General features: G+C 60.9%; 18 protein-coding genes. 11 read left to right on the top strand and 7 right to left on the bottom strand.

Annotation, left to right across the window (positions count from 1 at the left end; genetic code table 11):
• Window positions 1-136: 136 nt before the first annotated feature.
• Complete coding sequence (locus CIT26_RS31325; protein WP_095496158.1) at window positions 137-544, bottom strand: hypothetical protein; 408 nt, start codon at window positions 542-544, stop codon at window positions 137-139.
• A 117-nt stretch (window positions 545-661) separates the two neighbouring features.
• Here CIT26_RS31325 and CIT26_RS31320 point away from each other — a divergent pair, with 117 nt between their 5' ends.
• From CIT26_RS31320 to CIT26_RS31310, 3 genes are all read left to right on the top strand, one after another.
• Window positions 662-1087, top strand: a complete 426-nt coding sequence (locus CIT26_RS31320; protein WP_095496157.1) for a MarR family winged helix-turn-helix transcriptional regulator — start codon at window positions 662-664, stop codon at window positions 1085-1087.
• 79 nt (window positions 1088-1166) lie between these two features.
• Entirely contained in the window at window positions 1167-1409 is a 243-nt protein-coding gene (locus tag CIT26_RS31315) for a type II toxin-antitoxin system Phd/YefM family antitoxin (protein WP_095496156.1), read from the top strand.
• A gap of 18 nt (window positions 1410-1427) precedes the next feature.
• Window positions 1428-1880, top strand: a complete 453-nt coding sequence (locus tag CIT26_RS31310; RefSeq protein WP_095496238.1) for a type II toxin-antitoxin system VapC family toxin — start codon at window positions 1428-1430, stop codon at window positions 1878-1880.
• Window positions 1881-1934: 54 nt separating this feature from the next.
• On the opposite strand, the gene CIT26_RS31305 is transcribed toward CIT26_RS31310, so the two are convergent.
• Entirely contained in the window at window positions 1935-4007 is a 2073-nt protein-coding gene (locus CIT26_RS31305) for a putative bifunctional diguanylate cyclase/phosphodiesterase (RefSeq protein WP_095496155.1), read from the bottom strand.
• A 120-nt stretch (window positions 4008-4127) separates the two neighbouring features.
• On the opposite strand from CIT26_RS31305, the gene CIT26_RS36910 reads away from it, so the two are divergent.
• From CIT26_RS36910 to tdh, 3 genes are read left to right on the top strand one after another with little or no spacing between them, the layout of a single operon-like run.
• Entirely contained in the window at window positions 4128-4295 is a 168-nt protein-coding gene (locus tag CIT26_RS36910) for a hypothetical protein (protein ID WP_167391604.1), read from the top strand.
• A gap of 2 nt (window positions 4296-4297) precedes the next feature.
• Window positions 4298-5485 carry a glycine C-acetyltransferase gene (locus tag CIT26_RS31300; protein WP_095496154.1) on the top strand — a complete coding sequence of 396 codons (1188 nt, stop codon included), beginning with the start codon at window positions 4298-4300 and terminating at the stop codon, window positions 5483-5485.
• Window positions 5486-5537: 52 nt separating this feature from the next.
• Window positions 5538-6572: an L-threonine 3-dehydrogenase gene (gene tdh / locus CIT26_RS31295; RefSeq protein WP_095496153.1), complete on the top strand. Its 1035-nt coding sequence runs from the start codon at window positions 5538-5540 to the stop codon at window positions 6570-6572.
• A gap of 240 nt (window positions 6573-6812) precedes the next feature.
• Here tdh and CIT26_RS31285 read toward each other — a convergent pair whose 3' ends face one another.
• A complete protein-coding gene (locus CIT26_RS31285) occupies window positions 6813-7250 on the bottom strand; it encodes a MarR family winged helix-turn-helix transcriptional regulator (protein WP_167391607.1) in 438 nt (145 codons plus the stop codon).
• Between the two features lie 146 nt (window positions 7251-7396).
• Between CIT26_RS31285 and hmgA the strand changes: the two genes are divergently transcribed.
• The 4 genes from hmgA (at window position 7397) to CIT26_RS31265 (ending at window position 11610) form a co-directional block, all read left to right on the top strand.
• On the top strand, window positions 7397-8710 hold the full coding sequence (hmgA, locus tag CIT26_RS31280) for a homogentisate 1,2-dioxygenase (protein WP_095496151.1): 1314 nt from the start codon (window positions 7397-7399) through the stop codon (window positions 8708-8710).
• The gene (locus CIT26_RS31275; protein WP_095496150.1) at window positions 8707-9642 is read left to right on the top strand and encodes an MBL fold metallo-hydrolase; all 936 of its coding nucleotides are present in this window, start codon (window positions 8707-8709) and stop codon (window positions 9640-9642) included. Before hmgA ends, CIT26_RS31275 begins: the two co-directional genes overlap by 4 nt.
• A gap of 48 nt (window positions 9643-9690) precedes the next feature.
• Window positions 9691-10704: a fumarylacetoacetate hydrolase family protein gene (locus CIT26_RS31270; protein ID WP_095496149.1), complete on the top strand. Its 1014-nt coding sequence runs from the start codon at window positions 9691-9693 to the stop codon at window positions 10702-10704.
• 345 nt (window positions 10705-11049) lie between these two features.
• Window positions 11050-11610 carry a DinB family protein gene (locus tag CIT26_RS31265; RefSeq protein ID WP_095496148.1) on the top strand — a complete coding sequence of 187 codons (561 nt, stop codon included), beginning with the start codon at window positions 11050-11052 and terminating at the stop codon, window positions 11608-11610.
• On the opposite strand, the gene CIT26_RS31260 is transcribed toward CIT26_RS31265, so the two are convergent.
• From CIT26_RS31260 to hppD, 3 genes are all read right to left on the bottom strand, one after another.
• Complete coding sequence (locus tag CIT26_RS31260) at window positions 11589-11966, bottom strand: type II toxin-antitoxin system VapC family toxin (RefSeq protein ID WP_095496147.1); 378 nt, start codon at window positions 11964-11966, stop codon at window positions 11589-11591. The genes CIT26_RS31265 and CIT26_RS31260 overlap by 22 nt on opposite strands.
• Window positions 11963-12187, bottom strand: a complete 225-nt coding sequence (locus tag CIT26_RS31255) for a type II toxin-antitoxin system Phd/YefM family antitoxin (protein ID WP_095496146.1) — start codon at window positions 12185-12187, stop codon at window positions 11963-11965. Before CIT26_RS31255 ends, CIT26_RS31260 begins: the two co-directional genes overlap by 4 nt.
• Before the next feature lie 72 nt (window positions 12188-12259).
• A complete protein-coding gene (gene hppD / locus CIT26_RS31250; protein WP_095496145.1) occupies window positions 12260-13372 on the bottom strand; it encodes a 4-hydroxyphenylpyruvate dioxygenase in 1113 nt (370 codons plus the stop codon).
• 140 nt (window positions 13373-13512) lie between these two features.
• Between hppD and CIT26_RS31245 the strand changes: the two genes are divergently transcribed.
• Entirely contained in the window at window positions 13513-13980 is a 468-nt protein-coding gene (locus tag CIT26_RS31245; RefSeq protein WP_029354039.1) for an Lrp/AsnC family transcriptional regulator, read from the top strand.
• On the opposite strand, the gene CIT26_RS31240 is transcribed toward CIT26_RS31245, so the two are convergent.
• On the bottom strand, window positions 13977-14315 hold the full coding sequence (locus CIT26_RS31240) for a protein tyrosine phosphatase family protein (protein ID WP_095496144.1): 339 nt from the start codon (window positions 14313-14315) through the stop codon (window positions 13977-13979). The two genes, CIT26_RS31245 and CIT26_RS31240, sit on opposite strands and share 4 nt — an antisense overlap.
• Window positions 14316-14478: the final 163 nt, after the last annotated feature.

Below are 14478 nucleotides of genomic sequence, written 5' to 3'. Positions count from 1 at the left end.
GTTGATTGGTGGCGCGCAGCCCAACCTCCGCACGGAGAGCCACCAGGCACGTTGGTCCGATCTGCGCGCCGCGCACGCCGCCGGCTTGCCGCCAGACACCGTACGATCTTTAAGCTGAGATTGCGGCAGGCCCCGCTCAAAACAACCTGGCGGTGGCCATGCAGAGCACTGTGATGACCAGCAGCCCGCCGGCGATGCGTTCGCCTCGTGTCATCTTCGCGCGCAGCTGGGTTTCCGTCGCTGCGTCAGTGCCGGCAAGCTGCCTGCTTGCCGAGCCGACGAGCGCGCCCTGGACGCCGCCGGCAATCAAGGCTGTCGCGATACCCAGCGCCAGAACCATTTCCATCGAACCGAAGTAGCCGCCGTGGAAGAAATACCAGAGCAGAGCGCCGGTCAGGAAAACCATCCCGGCCGCACCCATTTGCGGCCGGAAAAACCGTTCGATCCGGATCTCCGGATCGCGGGCGACAGCGATGGTCGTTCCGGCCCAGAACACACCGGCCATGACGTGGAGGCCGAGGACGATGATGTAGACATATTGCATGACCGCATTTCCTCCTTTTCCCACCGCGTACCATAAAGTTAGATATCAAATGATTAGATGTCAATATAACGTCATGGGCCAGTTCCATCGGTCTTTCCCTTGCTCTAGTGTCGGATCATGACGCCCTTTGACCGCCCGCCAGTCGGGATGAATCTCGCCCGCACCGCAAAGCTTGTCGCACAGGCCTTCGACGCTGCCTTGGTCGAGGCGGGCGGCACGCTGCCGGTCTGGGTCACTCTGTTGTCGATCAAGTCGCGCGAGCTGGCCAACCAGCGCGAGCTCGCCGGCATGATCGGAATCCAAGGCGCGACGCTGACCCACCATCTGAACGCGATGGAGACGCAAGGCCTGCTGACCCGACGCCGCGATCCGGAAAACCGCCGGGTTCACCAGGTCGAACTGACTGAAGCCGGAGAGGCGCTGTTCCTGAAATTGCGCACGGCGGCTCTTGCCTTCGACAAGCGGCTGCGGACCGGGTTGTCCGACGACAGGCTGGCGGAGTTCGCGGAAGTCCTGGCGGCGCTGCGGGCGAATGTCGATTGATCCCAACTGTCGGACGTATTGTTTCAGTGGGCTCGCGATGCTATTTATGACCACAGTGGTCATAAACTGGAGCAACAGCATGCGCGAAATTCAGTTGAAGGATGCCAAGGCTACGCTTTCGGCGGTGGTCGATCAGGCCGTCGCGGGAGAACCTGCCGTCATCACGCGTCACGGGCGCAAGCAGGCCGTGATCCTGTCGTTCGAAGACTACGAACGGCTGTCGCGGGTGCCTAGCTTCGGACAATTGCTAGCGACTTTTCCCGGTGACAAAGGCGATATTCCTCCCCGTTCCCGCAAACAGGTTCGCAAGGTTGCGTTGTAACGCGGTCGATTGGTCCTGATGTTTCTGTTGGACACCAACATCATCTCGGCAATCGCTCCGGCCAAGAAGGCTGATCGGGCAGCGCTGGCAACATGGCTCGACAAAGCCAGCGAATACCTGTTCCTGTCCGTTGTCACTGTATCCGAAATCGCTGCAGGGATAGCGAAGGCCGAGCGCGAGGGTGCGACGACAAAGGCGGATTTGCTACGCAACTGGTGGCAAGCGGTCGAGCACCTTTATGGAGAGAGGGTTCTTCCCTTCGATTTGCGCGCCGCACATGCCGCCGGGGTCATCCTTGATCGGGCAAGGGCGCATCGGCCAGGGTTCGAAGACATAGCGATCGCCGCGACGGCCGAGGTCCACGGTTTGACGATACTGACGGACAACGAGCGTCATTTTGCACCGCTTGGGGTGCCGATGCTCAATCCGCTGAAGAATTTGCCACCATTGGGACAGTCGGCGGCACCTTAGCCGGACTCACCCGTCAGGCCGCCACTTCCGAAGCGGCATGTCAAGGTTGGCGCCTTACGCCCGGCTTCCCCGCAGCAGCGTTAGCCTGGCTTTCTTCGGCGCCCGCGCGACCAGCCATTCGCGTGCCGTGTCCTGCGGCATCGGGAAGGCGATGGAATAGCCCTGCACCTGGTCGCAGCCGATCGCCATCAGCGAATCGAGCTCGGCCTCGGTTTCGGCGCCCTCGGCGACGATCGAGATGCCGAGGCCGCGGGCGAGTTCGGTGATGGCCCGCACGATCTTGGTGTTGTCGTCATTCTCATTGATGTTCTGGACGAAGCGGCGATCGATCTTCAGCCGGTCGATCTCGTTCGGGTTGACGTGGCTGAGCGACGCGTAGCCGGTGCCGAAATCGTCGAGTTCGAGATGAACACCGGCGGCGCGGATGTGCCGCAGCTTTGCCGCTATGCCGGTCTTCTCGTCGTCGAGAATGACGGATTCGACGATTTCCAGCGAAAGTTTTTGTGGCGGCAGGCCAGTTTTTTCCATCACGCCGAAGAGGAAGGCGTCGAAATCGGGCTCACGCAGTTCGGAGCCGGACACGTTGACGGCGAGCCGTCCAAAGGCAACACCGGCGCGGTTCCACTCGGCCGCCTCGCTGATTGCTTTGGCGATGACGATGCGGCCGATCGCTGGCATGAGTCCGCATTTTTCGGCGACGGGAATGAATTCGCCCGGTGCGATCATGCCGCGCTCGGCATGTTTCCAGCGAACCAGCGCCTCGATGCCGCTGATCGTACCGTTCGACAACGAAACCTGCGGCTGGAAATAAACCTGGAACGCCTTCTCCGCGATCGCGATCCTAATGTCATGCTCGAGCTGCTTGCGGAAATCGAGTTCATGCCGCAACTCCTCGGAGAAGAATGAGAGGCTGCCGCCACTCTGCTTCTTGGCGGAGTGGAGCGCGAGGTCGGCATGGACGAGCAGATCTTGCGCATTGTCGGCGTCGACCGGATAGACGGCGACGCCGGCGCTGGCGCCCGGAAGGATGGTCGTGCCCCGAAAGACGATCGGTTCGTTGATCTGCGTCAGGACGCGCCTGGCGACCATGTTGATGTCCTCGGTGCCGCCGGCACCATTGAGGATCATTACGAACTCATCGCTGCCGAGACGCACGCAGAGATCCGACGCCCGGCAGGAATCGCGCATGCGCTGCGCCGTCGCCACCAGCACATAGTCGCCGGCGGCGTGGCCAAGCGTGTCGTTGATCTGCTTGAACCGGTCGAGGTCGAGGTGGACCGCCGCAAGCCGCTCTCGCCGGCGCTGTGCTCCCTTGATCAGCGTATCAAAATGGTCGGTCAGGAAGGTGCGGTTGTGCAGGCCGGTAAGGCCGTCATGCACGGCGATGAAGGCCATGGAATTGCGGGCATCGATCAGTTCATGCGTCTTGCGCAGAATGGCGTTCGACATCGGCCTGAAGATGAAAAGTGCCACCAGCACGATGACGCCGATGGTGGTGTAGAACAGCGTTCGATGGAGATCGAGAAGTGTTTCCGATCGTGCATCGGCATGGGCGCTGATGCGCTGGCCGAGTGCCGCATAGCCCGACAGGGTCGCATTGGCGATGGAAGCGTCGAGGTTGACGCGTTCGCCGCCGCCCTTGTAGCCACCATTATCGGCCATACCGAATTGCGATTCAAACGCCGAAACCAGGCGTTCGCCGTTGGCGATAAGCCCGACCGAGAAGTAATCGAGATGAAACGGCTTGGCGAAAAGCACGCTCTCGACTGATTTTGGATCGAACCTTGCCGGTGACGCCAGGTCGGCGACGACCCGCTCGAGCAGAAGGTCGTAGTTCCTCTCGAACTCCGCCGTGGCCTGTTTGAATGCGGTGACCAGAGCCGGTTGTTGGTTGCGCGAAGCAGCACCGGCCGCGTTGGCAAGGAAGACAATGCGTTGCGACAGCGCCTTTTGCGTGCCGACAATATCGAGCAGCGTATCGTCGTGCCGCTGGGCAGCCATCATCTGCTGGAGAAGGATGAAGGAGGCCATCACCATGGCTGCAATGATCAGCAGCGCCAGCCAATAGCCGGCCTTGATCAACAGTATGAGCCTGCTCGAAATGGTTTGCGCCGGTTGCTGCGACATTTTCTGGGGCGGTCCCTCTCGCCGACAGATTGTTGGGTGTGAGAACCATTGGCTTGAAAGTGTTAACAGCTCTGGAAGTCGACAGAGCTACGACAGCGCCAGCGGTGGAAAGCTCGTGAAATGGTTATCGCGTTCTTTCGCGCCGCGCCTGCATTTGAGCATCCGTCATTGGCGGCATTCTGGGGCGGCATTCTGGTCACTGGCCGTCGCATCACCGAAGCGGTCGCTTTTGCGGTGGATTTTTCGCCCGCGCGGGGCGACAGTCCATTCAATCTCAACAGGGCCTGATCATGAGCGCGGCATTCCTCTCCCATATCGACAGCGAGCTTCAAGGGCTGAAATTGGCCGGCCTCTACAAATCCGAGCGGGTGATCACCTCCACGCAGTCGGCAGAGATCGAGGTGGGCGGCGAAAAGGTGCTGAATTTCTGCGCCAACAACTATCTCGGGCTCGCAGACAGCGCCGAATTGCGCGACGCGGCCAAGCAGGCGCTCGACCGCTATGGTTATGGCATGGCGTCGGTGCGTTTCATCTGCGGCACGCAGGAAGAGCACAAGCAGCTCGAGGCGACGATTTCTGGCTTTCTCGGCATGGAGGATACGATCCTCTACGGCTCGTGCTTCGATGCCAATGGCGGCCTGTTCGAGACGCTGCTCGGCGAGGAGGATGCGGTCATCTCCGACGCGCTGAACCACGCCTCGATCATCGACGGCGTGCGCCTGTCGAAGGCGAAGCGCTTCCGCTATGCCAACAACGACATGGCTGACCTGGAGGCGCGGCTGAAGGAGGCAAGGGATTGCCGTTTTCGGCTGATCGCCACCGATGGTGTATTTTCCATGGACGGCATCATAGCCAATCTGAAGGGCGTCTGCGATCTCGCCGAGAAGTACGATGCAATGGTGATGGTGGATGACAGCCATGCAGTCGGCTTCGTTGGCAAGAACGGCCGCGGCTCGGCCGAGCATTGTGTCGTCGAGGGCAGGGTGGACATCATCACCGGCACGCTCGGCAAGGCATTGGGCGGCGCATCGGGCGGCTACACATCAGCCAAGAGCCAGGTGGTCGACTGGTTGCGCCAGCGCTCGCGTCCCTATCTGTTTTCCAACACGCTGATGCCGGCGATCGCCGGCGCCTCGATCCGGGTTTTCGAACTGATCGGCAATGGCGATGCGCTGCGTCAGCGCCTCTATGCCAATGCGGCGCACTTCCGGTCTGAAATGGGTAAGCTCGGCTTTACGCTTGCCGGCGCCGATCATCCGATCATCCCGGTCATGCTGGGCGATGCGACACTGGCGCAGGAGATGGCGGCGCGCATGCTGAAGCGCGGCATCTATGTCATCGGCTTCTCGTTTCCGGTGGTGCCGAAGGGCCAGGCTCGCATCCGCACGCAAATGTCGGCCGCCCATTCCAGCGCCGACATCGACCGTGCGGTCGAGGCGTTCGGCGCAGTCGGGCGCGAACTCGGAGTGATTTCCTGAACGGCCGGAACCGAAAAGCGATTCCGGATCAAGAGATTCAAGGGACAAAAGAATGTCGAACATGATGAAGGCGCTGGTCAAGGCCAAGGCCGAGCCGGGCATCTGGATGGAAGAAGTGCCGGTACCGGAAATCGGCCCGAACGACGTTCTGATCAAGATCAAGAAGACGGCGATCTGCGGCACCGACGTCCACATCTACAATTGGGACCAGTGGGCGCAAAAGACCGTGCCGGTGCCGATGGTGACCGGCCACGAGTTCGTCGGCACGGTCGCCGACTTCGGTGCGGCGGTGACCGAATACAAGATCGGCCAGCGTGTTTCGGGCGAAGGCCACATCGTCTGCGGCCACTGCCGCAACTGCCGGGCGGGCAGGGGGCATCTGTGCCGCAACACGCTCGGTGTCGGCGTCAACCGGCCGGGTGCCTTCGGCGAATATCTGGCGATCCCGCAGCACAATGTCGTGCCGATCCCCGATGACGTGCCCGACGAGATCGCCGCAATCTTCGATCCCTTGGGCAATGCGGTTCACACCGCATTGTCCTTTGATCTCGTCGGCGAGGACGTGCTGGTCACCGGCGCCGGGCCGATCGGCATCATGGGTGCGCTCGTGGCGCAGTGCGTCGGCGCACGAAAAGTGGTTATAACCGACATCAACCCGGTACGACTGGCACTGGCGAAAAAGCTCGGCGTCCAGCATGTGGTCGACGCGTCGAAGGAAAAGCTGCGCGACATCATGCCGGCGCTCGGCATGACCGAAGGTTTTGACGTCGGCCTCGAAATGTCGGGCGCTGCACCCGCCTTCCGCGACATGATCGAGGCCATGAACAATGGCGGCAAGATTGCCATTCTGGGCATCGCGCCGACCGGCTTCGAGATCGACTGGAACAAGGTCATCTTCAAGATGCTGCATCTCAAGGGCATTTATGGCCGCGAGATGTTCGAGACTTGGTACAAGATGATCGCACTGGTGCAGGGCCCGCTCGATGTCAGCGGCCTAATCACCCACCGCATCGGCATTGACGACTTTCAGACTGGGTTCGACGCAATGCGCAGCGGCAATTCGGGCAAGGTGGTGATGGACTGGTAGGTGTTGGCCGGGTGCCGTTCCGGATACGTTGGAGGGACAGCACCCCCCTCTGGCCTGCCGGCCATCTCCCCCGCAAGGAGGGAGATTGGCAGCTTCGCCGCTGCGCCCATCTCTGCAACATTGATGATTGGCGAAAGCATTAGTGACATCCGATCTCCCCCCTTGCGGGGGAGATGGCCGGGCAGGCCAGAGGGGGTGGGAAGGATCGCTGCGTAGCAGTTTCATAGTTTCGTCGTTGATCTATCCAAATGCCCCCTTAAGTGCCGCCATCCCTTCCGTGACCGCTGCGCGCTCGCCAGCGCTGAGTTTTGCCAGCAATTCCCGCTCAAACGCCTTCGCCAAGGGCACCATTTCGCGATAGGCGGCAAGGCCCGCTCTGGTCAGCGTCAGATGCTCGATGCGGCGGTCTTTTTCATCCGGTTTTCGTGTGAGCCAGCGACGCTGTTCGAGTTCGGCGACGGCGCGCGAAACTTTGGTTTTGTGCATGGCCGATTGTTCGCCGAGCGCTGTCGCGGTCATACTGCCGTGCTGTCCGAGCCCGGCCAGCGTGCGCCATTCGGGCCGCGTCAGGCCGTGGCGATCTTTGTAAATTCTGGAGAATTCGCGGCTGACAGCGTCAGCGAGCCGGTAGAGCCTGTAGGGCAGGAAGCTTTCGAGTTCGAGGATTTCCGGTTCCATGTTCCGCGTCCGCGCAGCATGCATTGCTGGTTGATAGTTACATTTTCGATGGTTACAAATGAAACCAGTTTGGTCAATTCCGGAGCGCCGCGCGTCCTCGTGGGCGCACAAAAGACGCTCTGGCAGTGTGAATCCGGGAGGAAATCATGGCCTTTTCCTACATGCCGGGGTTCGGCAACGACTTCGAAACTGAAACCTTGCCCGGTTCGCTGCCGCAAGGGCGGAATTCGCCGCAGCGGCCGGCCTACGGTCTCTATGCCGAGCAGCTTTCGGGTTCGCCCTTCACCGCGCCGCGCGGCACCAACGAGCGTTCCTGGCTCTATCGCATCAGGCCGAGCGTCAGGCACACCGGCCGCTTCAAGGCGGCGACCTATCCGCTGTGGAAGAGCGCGCCGAATATCGGCGATCACGAACTGGCGCTCGGCCAATATCGCTGGAAGCCGGTGCCGATGCCGAAGGAGCCGACCGACTTCATTGCCGGCATGCGCTCGATCACCACCGCCGGCGACGTGCTTGGCCAGACCGGCATGGCGGCGCATGTCTATGTCGCCAACCGCTCGATGGTCGACGACCATTTCTTCAACGCCGACGGCGAGTTGCTGGTCGTGCCGCAGGTGGGGGCGCTGCGCTTCGTTACCGAAATGGGCGTCATCGAATTGCGACCCGGCGAGATCGCGGTGCTGCCGCGCGGCCTCGTGTTCAAGGTCGAACTGGTCGATGAAACAGTGCGCGGCTATGTCTGCGAGAATTACGGCGCCAAGCTGACGCTGCCGGATCGTGGCCCGATCGGCGCCAATTGCCTGGCCAATCCGCGCGATTTCAAGACGCCTTGCGCCTGGTTCGAGGACAAGGAGACGCCGTGCCGGCTGATCGTGAAATGGTGCGGCCAGTTTCATGTCGCCGAACTCGATCATTCGCCGCTGGACGTGGTGGCGTGGCACGGCAATTATTCGCCCTATAAATATGATCTCGCGACGTTTTCGCCGGTTGGCGCGATCCTGTTCGACCATCCCGATCCGTCGATCTTCACGGTGCTGACCGCGCCGAGCGGCGAGGAGGGCACCGCCAACATCGACTTCGTCATCTTCCCGCCGCGCTGGCTGGTGGCCGAAAACACGTTCCGTCCGCCCTGGTACCACCGCAACATCATGAGCGAGTTCATGGGCCTGATCCATGGCCAATACGACGCCAAGGAGGAGGGCTTCATTCCGGGCGGCATCAGCCTGCACAATCTGATGCTGGCCCACGGGCCTGACGCGTCTGGCTTCGAAAAGGCCTCGCGCGCCGAGCTGAAACCAGTCAAGCTCGACAACACCATGGCCTTCATGTTCGAGACGCGATTCCCGCAGATGCTGACCCGCTACGCCGCCGAAGTTGAAACCCGGCAGGAGAATTACATCGACTGCTGGGCCGATCTGAAGAAGCGCTTCAACGGCACGCCCGAGGGCGACTGGTCTTGAGCGCTGATCCTACGCGGGATCGGCTGGTGCTGCTGGGCTCGAAGGGCGGCCCGGCGCTCCGGCCGAGCGGGCCGTGGCCAAGTTCGTCGCTGCTGGAGATCGGCGGCCGCAACATCGTCGTCGATTGCGGGCTTGGCGTGACGCGCGGGCTGGCCGACGCCGGCATCAGCCTGAAGGCGCTCGACCTGGTCTTCATCACCCATCTGCATTCCGACCATGTGCTGGAACTCGGTCCGCTGATCCACACAGCATGGACGGCGGGTCTGGCGACACCGGTCACTGTGTTCGGCCCGCCCGGCACTGGCCATTACTGGCAGCGCTTTTGCCAGGCGATGGAATTCGACATCGAGATACGCATCGCCGACGAAGGCCGGCCGGATATTCTCGACATGGTTTCGATCATCGAATTCGGCCAAGGCCGGGTGATGGAGGAGCGCGGCCTGAAGGTTTCAGCGCTGCGCGTCGACCATCCGCCGGTGACCGACTGCTTTGCGCTGCGCTTCGAGCATGCCGGACAATGCGTCGTGTTCTCCGCCGATACGGCATTCTTTCCGCCATTGGCCGATTTTGCCAAAGGCGCCGACATCCTCATCCATGAAGCCATGCTGGAAGAAGGCATCGAGCGACTCGTTGCGAAAACCGGCAACGGCGCGCGGCTCAGAGAACATCTGCTCGCCAGCCACAGTTTCGCCGGGGAGGCGGGTCGCATTGCCACCGACGCCGGGGTCGGGCGACTGGTGCTCAACCACCTCATCCCGGCCGACGATCCCGAGATCGGCGAGGCCGACTGGATTGCCGCCGTCAGGAAAACATGGGCCGGTGACTTGACGATCGCTCGCGACGGCCTTGTTGTGGGGCTGGAGGATGATCCCGAACCGAAGGACCGCGTTAGCGAAAAATGGGAACCAGTTTTCGGAAGAGATCGTGCGTAAAACAAAAATTCAAAGCGGCAACAAAGCCGCATCAGGAGAGGAAACCACATGAAGCTTGCTACATTGAAGGACGGGACGCGCGACGGAAAGTTGGTCGTCGTCTCGCGCGACCTGACGCGGTTCACCGATGCCTCGTTTCTGGTGCCGACGCTGCAGGCGGCGCTCGACGACTGGAGCCGGATAGCGCCGCATCTCGCCGCCATGACGGAATCGCTGGAGAACAATGCGGTGCCGTCAGCGCGCTTTCATGAGCATAACGCCCATTCGCCGTTGCCGCGCGCCTATCAATGGGCGGATGGCTCGGCCTATGTGAACCATGTCGAACTGGTGCGGAAGGCGCGCGGCGCCGAGATGCCGGCAAGCTTCTGGACCGATCCGCTGATTTATCAGGGTGGTTCGGACAGTTTCATCGCGCCACGTGATCCGATCCGGGCGGCCGACGAGGCTTTCGGCATAGACATGGAAGGGGAGGTCGCCGTCATTGTCGATGATGTCCCGATGGGAGCAAGCCTAGATGAGACGCGGGCCGCGATCCGGCTGGTCATGCTGGTCAATGACGTCACGCTGCGTTCCCTTACCGCGCCAGAGCTTGCCAAGGGTTTTGGCTTCTTCCAGTCGAAACCGTCCTCGGCCTTTTCGCCGGTCGCGGTAACGCCGGATGAACTCGGCGATGCCTGGGATGGCGGCAAGGTCAGCCTGCCGCTGCTGGTCGACCTCAACGGCAAGCCATTCGGCCGGGCTAACGCCGGCGTGGACATGACCTTCGATTTTCCGGCGCTGATCGCGCATGCCGCAAAAACCCGGCCGCTGGCGGCCGGCACGATCATCGGTTCGGGGACGGTCTCCAACAAGCTCGACGATGGCCCGGGCAAGCCTATCTCGGCGGGCGGCGCCGGCTATTCCTGCATTGCCGAGTTGCGCATGATCGAGACCATCGAGGCTGGTGAACCCACAACGCCATTCCTGCGCCTTGGCGACACTGTGCGCATCGAGATGAAGGACAGGACCGGACATTCGATTTTTGGTGCGATTGAGCAGAAGGTCGAGAACTACGCAATTTGAAGCAATCCTATATCTAGCGGTCGTTCCGAAGCGCTGGCAGGATCAGGATGCCGTACACTGCTACTTATCTCTGGTTTGTGGGAATTTGTGGCATCGCTACTGCCTGGCTTCTAATTTCGGCAATCCGATTTTGCCATCAGGTTGAGGACCGATCTGAAAGACTCCGCAACTTCAGCAGCGTTGCGCGTCGGGCGAAGCTTATTTACGTCGCTTTGAACCGGGACGTTGCAAGCGATGTTGAAACGCAAGCGCTGCGGTGTGGCATGATCGCTCGTCTGCTAGCCATAGGTGCTATCGGTATTGCTGTGAACTTGATTGCCTGGGCTGGTTGGGCGAGTATGTCACGTGGACTTGCTGGACCATAATCGCCGCATGGCGCGCAACAATCTTTGGTCGAACGACCGGCTCTATCGCGCCGTGCTGGAGCTTAAGCCTGGTGAATTCGAAGCCGAGCGAACCAGCTTCTTTCCCTCGATCAAGGCAACGCTCAATCACATCCTGGCTGTCGATCATCTCTATCTCGATTTTCTCGAGCAGGGCGGCGTTGGCGCCGCGGCCCATGACGATTTCGTGCCGTTCGATGAACCATCAGCGCTGTTTGCCGCCCAGGTCGCGGCCGACCGGCGGCTGATCGCCTTTTGCGACCGCCTGTCGGCCGACGATCTCGATCGCCGCGTCGTCACCGACCGGCGCGAGGACGGAAAAATACCGGAGCGCATCGGCGATCTGCTCGCCCACCTTTTCATCCATGACATCCATCATCGCGGGCAGGTGCACGCCATGCTGTCCGGCACCTCGGTCAAGCCGCCGCAGCTCGACGAGTTCTTCCTCGACTATGATCTGAAACTCAGGAAAGCCGAGGTCGAGCGGCTGGACTTAGGCGATCAGGCCAAGGCGACATCGTAACGGGCGAAATGCGGGTCAGCCGTCAGAATGGTTAGGTTCTCCACTTGCGCCTGTGCGATGAGAAGCCTGTCGAATGGATCACCGTGGTGATGAGGCAGGCCCCCAGCCCTTTGCGCATGTTGAAACGTAATGGTGAGGGGAAGAAAGCGCATCTTCGGAAGTAGCGTTGCCAGATCGTCGGGAGCTTCAAGCTTTCCGATAGCGCGCTTGATGGCGATCTCCCAAACGCTGGCGGCGCTGGCAAAGACGACCGCATCTGACGCTAGAATGGCACGATGCGGTTCGCGAAGACGAGGATTGTCCGCAATCGACCAAAGGATGATTTGCGTGTCGGCGAGAAACGGGCCAATCGTCATTTAACGTACTCGTCCCATTCGGGACCGAGTTCGTCAAAATCGTCAGCGATCCGGATTTTACCCTTTAGGGCGCCGATGCGAGGCAGGAGGTCGGGCGATGCTGGCGGTACGAGGCGAGCAGCGACCTTGCCATGCCGGGTGAGCACGATCTCTTCGCCAGCTTCCGCCCGGCTGACAAGTTCCGACAATTTCGCTTTGGCTTCAGCGATCGAGATATTCATGGTTGAATCCTTTATGACCAGAATTTAGGTCATAATTGATCGAACCGCAAGGAATTTATTGGCGCGGTCGCCTCACTCCGCCGCCTGCACCTTCAGCACGCCACGCTTGATCTGGTCCTGCTCGATCGATTCGAACAGCGCACGGAAATTGCCCTCGCCAAAACCTTCGTCGCCCTTCCTCTGGATGAATTCGAAGAAGATCGGGCCGATCACGGTTTTCGAGAAGATCTGCAGCAGGATCTTGGTTGTGCCGCCGTCAACCACGCCTTCGCCATCGATCAGGATGCCGTGCTTTTTCATGCGCTCGATCGGCTCGTCATGGCCGTGCACTCTGTTATGGGACATGTCATAATAGGTTTCGGGTGGGCCGGGCATGAACTTCAGCCCGTTGGCGGCCAGCCTGTCGGTGGCGCCGTAGATCTCGTCCGTGCCGACGGCGATGTGCTGGATGCCTTCGCCATTATACTTCTTCAGATATTCGGCGATCTGGCTGGTCTCGTCCTTGGACTCGTTCAGCGGGATGCGGATCTTGCCGCAGGGCGAAGTGATGGCGCGGCTGACCAGTCCGGTGATCTTGCCGTCGATGTCGAAGAAATGGATCTGCTTGAAGCCAAACAGGTCGCGATAGAAATCCCACCATTTGTCCATGTTGCCGCGATAGACATTGTGGGTGAGGTGGTCGAGATAATAGAAGCCGACGCCTTCCGGCTTCGGGTCGCGTGCGCCAAGCCATTCGAACTCGGCATCGTAGGCCGAGCCCTTGTCGCCGTAGACCTCGATGAAATAAAGCAGCGAGCCGCCGATGCCTGATATCGCCGGCACGTCGAGCGTTTTATCGTTGCCTTCATAGGGCGTCGCACCCTTGGCGACGGCATGGTCGAACGCATGCTTGGCATCGACGACCCGCCAGGCCATGGAGGAAGCGCAGGGGCCGTGCTTGTCGACGAATTTCATCGCATGCGAGCCGGGTTCGGCATTGACGACATAGTTGATGTCGCCCTGCCGCCAGACGGTGATGTCCTTGGTGCGGTGCTTGGCTACCGGCACATAGCCCATGCGGGTAAAAAGCTTGGCGAGCTTTTCCGGTTCGGGATGCGCGAACTCGACGAATTCGAAGCCGTCGGTGCCGGCGGGATTGGCCTTGCTGATCTTTGCGGGCGGTGCGTCGTGCGGGAAGGGACCCATGGTGTTGTCCTCCAAAAAGCTCTGTGGCCGGAAAGGGCCATTCCGCGTAATCATAGCGCGGAACGGGCGCATGGTGCTTGCATTCAAACGCTTTAAATGATCGAGTGATGCGCGAACTGTGCACGTATGGAGACGAATCCATGGATGATGCGCGCATCGACCAGTTTGACCGCAAGATAATGGCTCTATTGCAGGGGGACGCACGGCTGACCAACAACGATTTGTCGGAACGGGTGAACCTGTCGGCGTCGCAATGTTCGCGCCGCCGCCAGAGGCTGGAGGAGGACGGCTACATCAGGGGTTATCGCGCGGTGCTCGACCGCGACAAGCTCGGCTTCTCGCTGGTCAACGTCATCTCGGTGACGCTGGCCACCCACAACCGCGACAATGCGCAGCGCTTCGGAGAACTGGTGGCGCGGCTGCCGGAAGTGCAGGAGGCGCACGCGCTAACCGGCGAGATGGACTATATCCTGAAGGTGGTTACGCCGGACCTGAAGTCGCTGTCGGAATTCGTCAACGGCGTGCTTCTGCCGCACGAATCCGTGCAGCATGTGAAGACGGCGATCGTGCTCGAAACGCTGAAGGAAACCGGGGCGCTGCCGATTTAGCCCTTCGACTGCTGGATCAATCCGTAAAGATTGGTGCAGCGCGCGCCGGAACGGCAATAGGCGAAGATCGGACCTTCGAGTTCATCGAGCGCCTCGGCCTGGTCCTCGACATTCTCGGCCGTGATCTGGCCGCTGATGACAGGGATGTAGCGGAAGGCGAGCCCGGCAGCTTCGACCGCTGCCTTGACGCTGTCCGCTGATGGCTGGCCGGGCTGCTCGTCATCCGGCCTGTTGCAGATGACGCTCTTGAAGCCGGCGGCCTTGATGGCGGCGACCTCATCGGGCTGGATCTGACCCGAGACCGAGTAGCCCTCGGTGATCTGACGATATTCCATGATGGCGTCCTCGCAATGTTCGATGCCTGCTGGCCAAGGGCGGAGTCTTGCCACTCCCAGGCCTGGGCGGCAATCCGCGCAAAAAGAAATCCCGCTGCGCAGATAGACATTCTCATGCGGGAAATCCAGCCGGGCTACTACAGCACCGCGCGTCCTTGGATCC

Origin of the sequence: Mesorhizobium temperatum, from assembly GCF_002284575.1 — a bacterium.
GTDB classification, from domain to species: domain Bacteria; phylum Pseudomonadota; class Alphaproteobacteria; order Rhizobiales; family Rhizobiaceae; genus Mesorhizobium; species Mesorhizobium temperatum.
Note: the sequence above shows the minus strand (reverse complement) of the source record. Positions and strands in the feature narration are given on the sequence as shown.

Coding starts and splice junctions, on each gene's coding strand:
- CIT26_RS31325 (WP_095496158.1), bottom strand. CDS start 544: ATGCAATATGTCTACATCATCGTCCTCGGCCTCCACGTCATGGCCGGT.
- CIT26_RS31320 (WP_095496157.1), top strand. CDS start 662: ATGACGCCCTTTGACCGCCCGCCAGTCGGGATGAATCTCGCCCGCACC.
- CIT26_RS31315 (WP_095496156.1), top strand. CDS start 1,167: ATGCGCGAAATTCAGTTGAAGGATGCCAAGGCTACGCTTTCGGCGGTG.
- CIT26_RS31310 (WP_095496238.1), top strand. CDS start 1,428: ATGTTTCTGTTGGACACCAACATCATCTCGGCAATCGCTCCGGCCAAG.
- CIT26_RS31305 (WP_095496155.1), bottom strand. CDS start 4,007: ATGTCGCAGCAACCGGCGCAAACCATTTCGAGCAGGCTCATACTGTTG.
- CIT26_RS36910 (WP_167391604.1), top strand. CDS start 4,128: ATGGTTATCGCGTTCTTTCGCGCCGCGCCTGCATTTGAGCATCCGTCA.
- CIT26_RS31300 (WP_095496154.1), top strand. CDS start 4,298: ATGAGCGCGGCATTCCTCTCCCATATCGACAGCGAGCTTCAAGGGCTG.
- tdh (WP_095496153.1), top strand. CDS start 5,538: ATGTCGAACATGATGAAGGCGCTGGTCAAGGCCAAGGCCGAGCCGGGC.
- CIT26_RS31285 (WP_167391607.1), bottom strand. CDS start 7,250: ATGGAACCGGAAATCCTCGAACTCGAAAGCTTCCTGCCCTACAGGCTC.
- hmgA (WP_095496151.1), top strand. CDS start 7,397: ATGGCCTTTTCCTACATGCCGGGGTTCGGCAACGACTTCGAAACTGAA.
- CIT26_RS31270 (WP_095496149.1), top strand. CDS start 9,691: ATGAAGCTTGCTACATTGAAGGACGGGACGCGCGACGGAAAGTTGGTC.
- CIT26_RS31260 (WP_095496147.1), bottom strand. CDS start 11,966: ATGACGATTGGCCCGTTTCTCGCCGACACGCAAATCATCCTTTGGTCG.
- CIT26_RS31255 (WP_095496146.1), bottom strand. CDS start 12,187: ATGAATATCTCGATCGCTGAAGCCAAAGCGAAATTGTCGGAACTTGTC.
- hppD (WP_095496145.1), bottom strand. CDS start 13,372: ATGGGTCCCTTCCCGCACGACGCACCGCCCGCAAAGATCAGCAAGGCC.
- CIT26_RS31245 (WP_029354039.1), top strand. CDS start 13,513: ATGGATGATGCGCGCATCGACCAGTTTGACCGCAAGATAATGGCTCTA.
- CIT26_RS31240 (WP_095496144.1), bottom strand. CDS start 14,315: ATGGAATATCGTCAGATCACCGAGGGCTACTCGGTCTCGGGTCAGATC.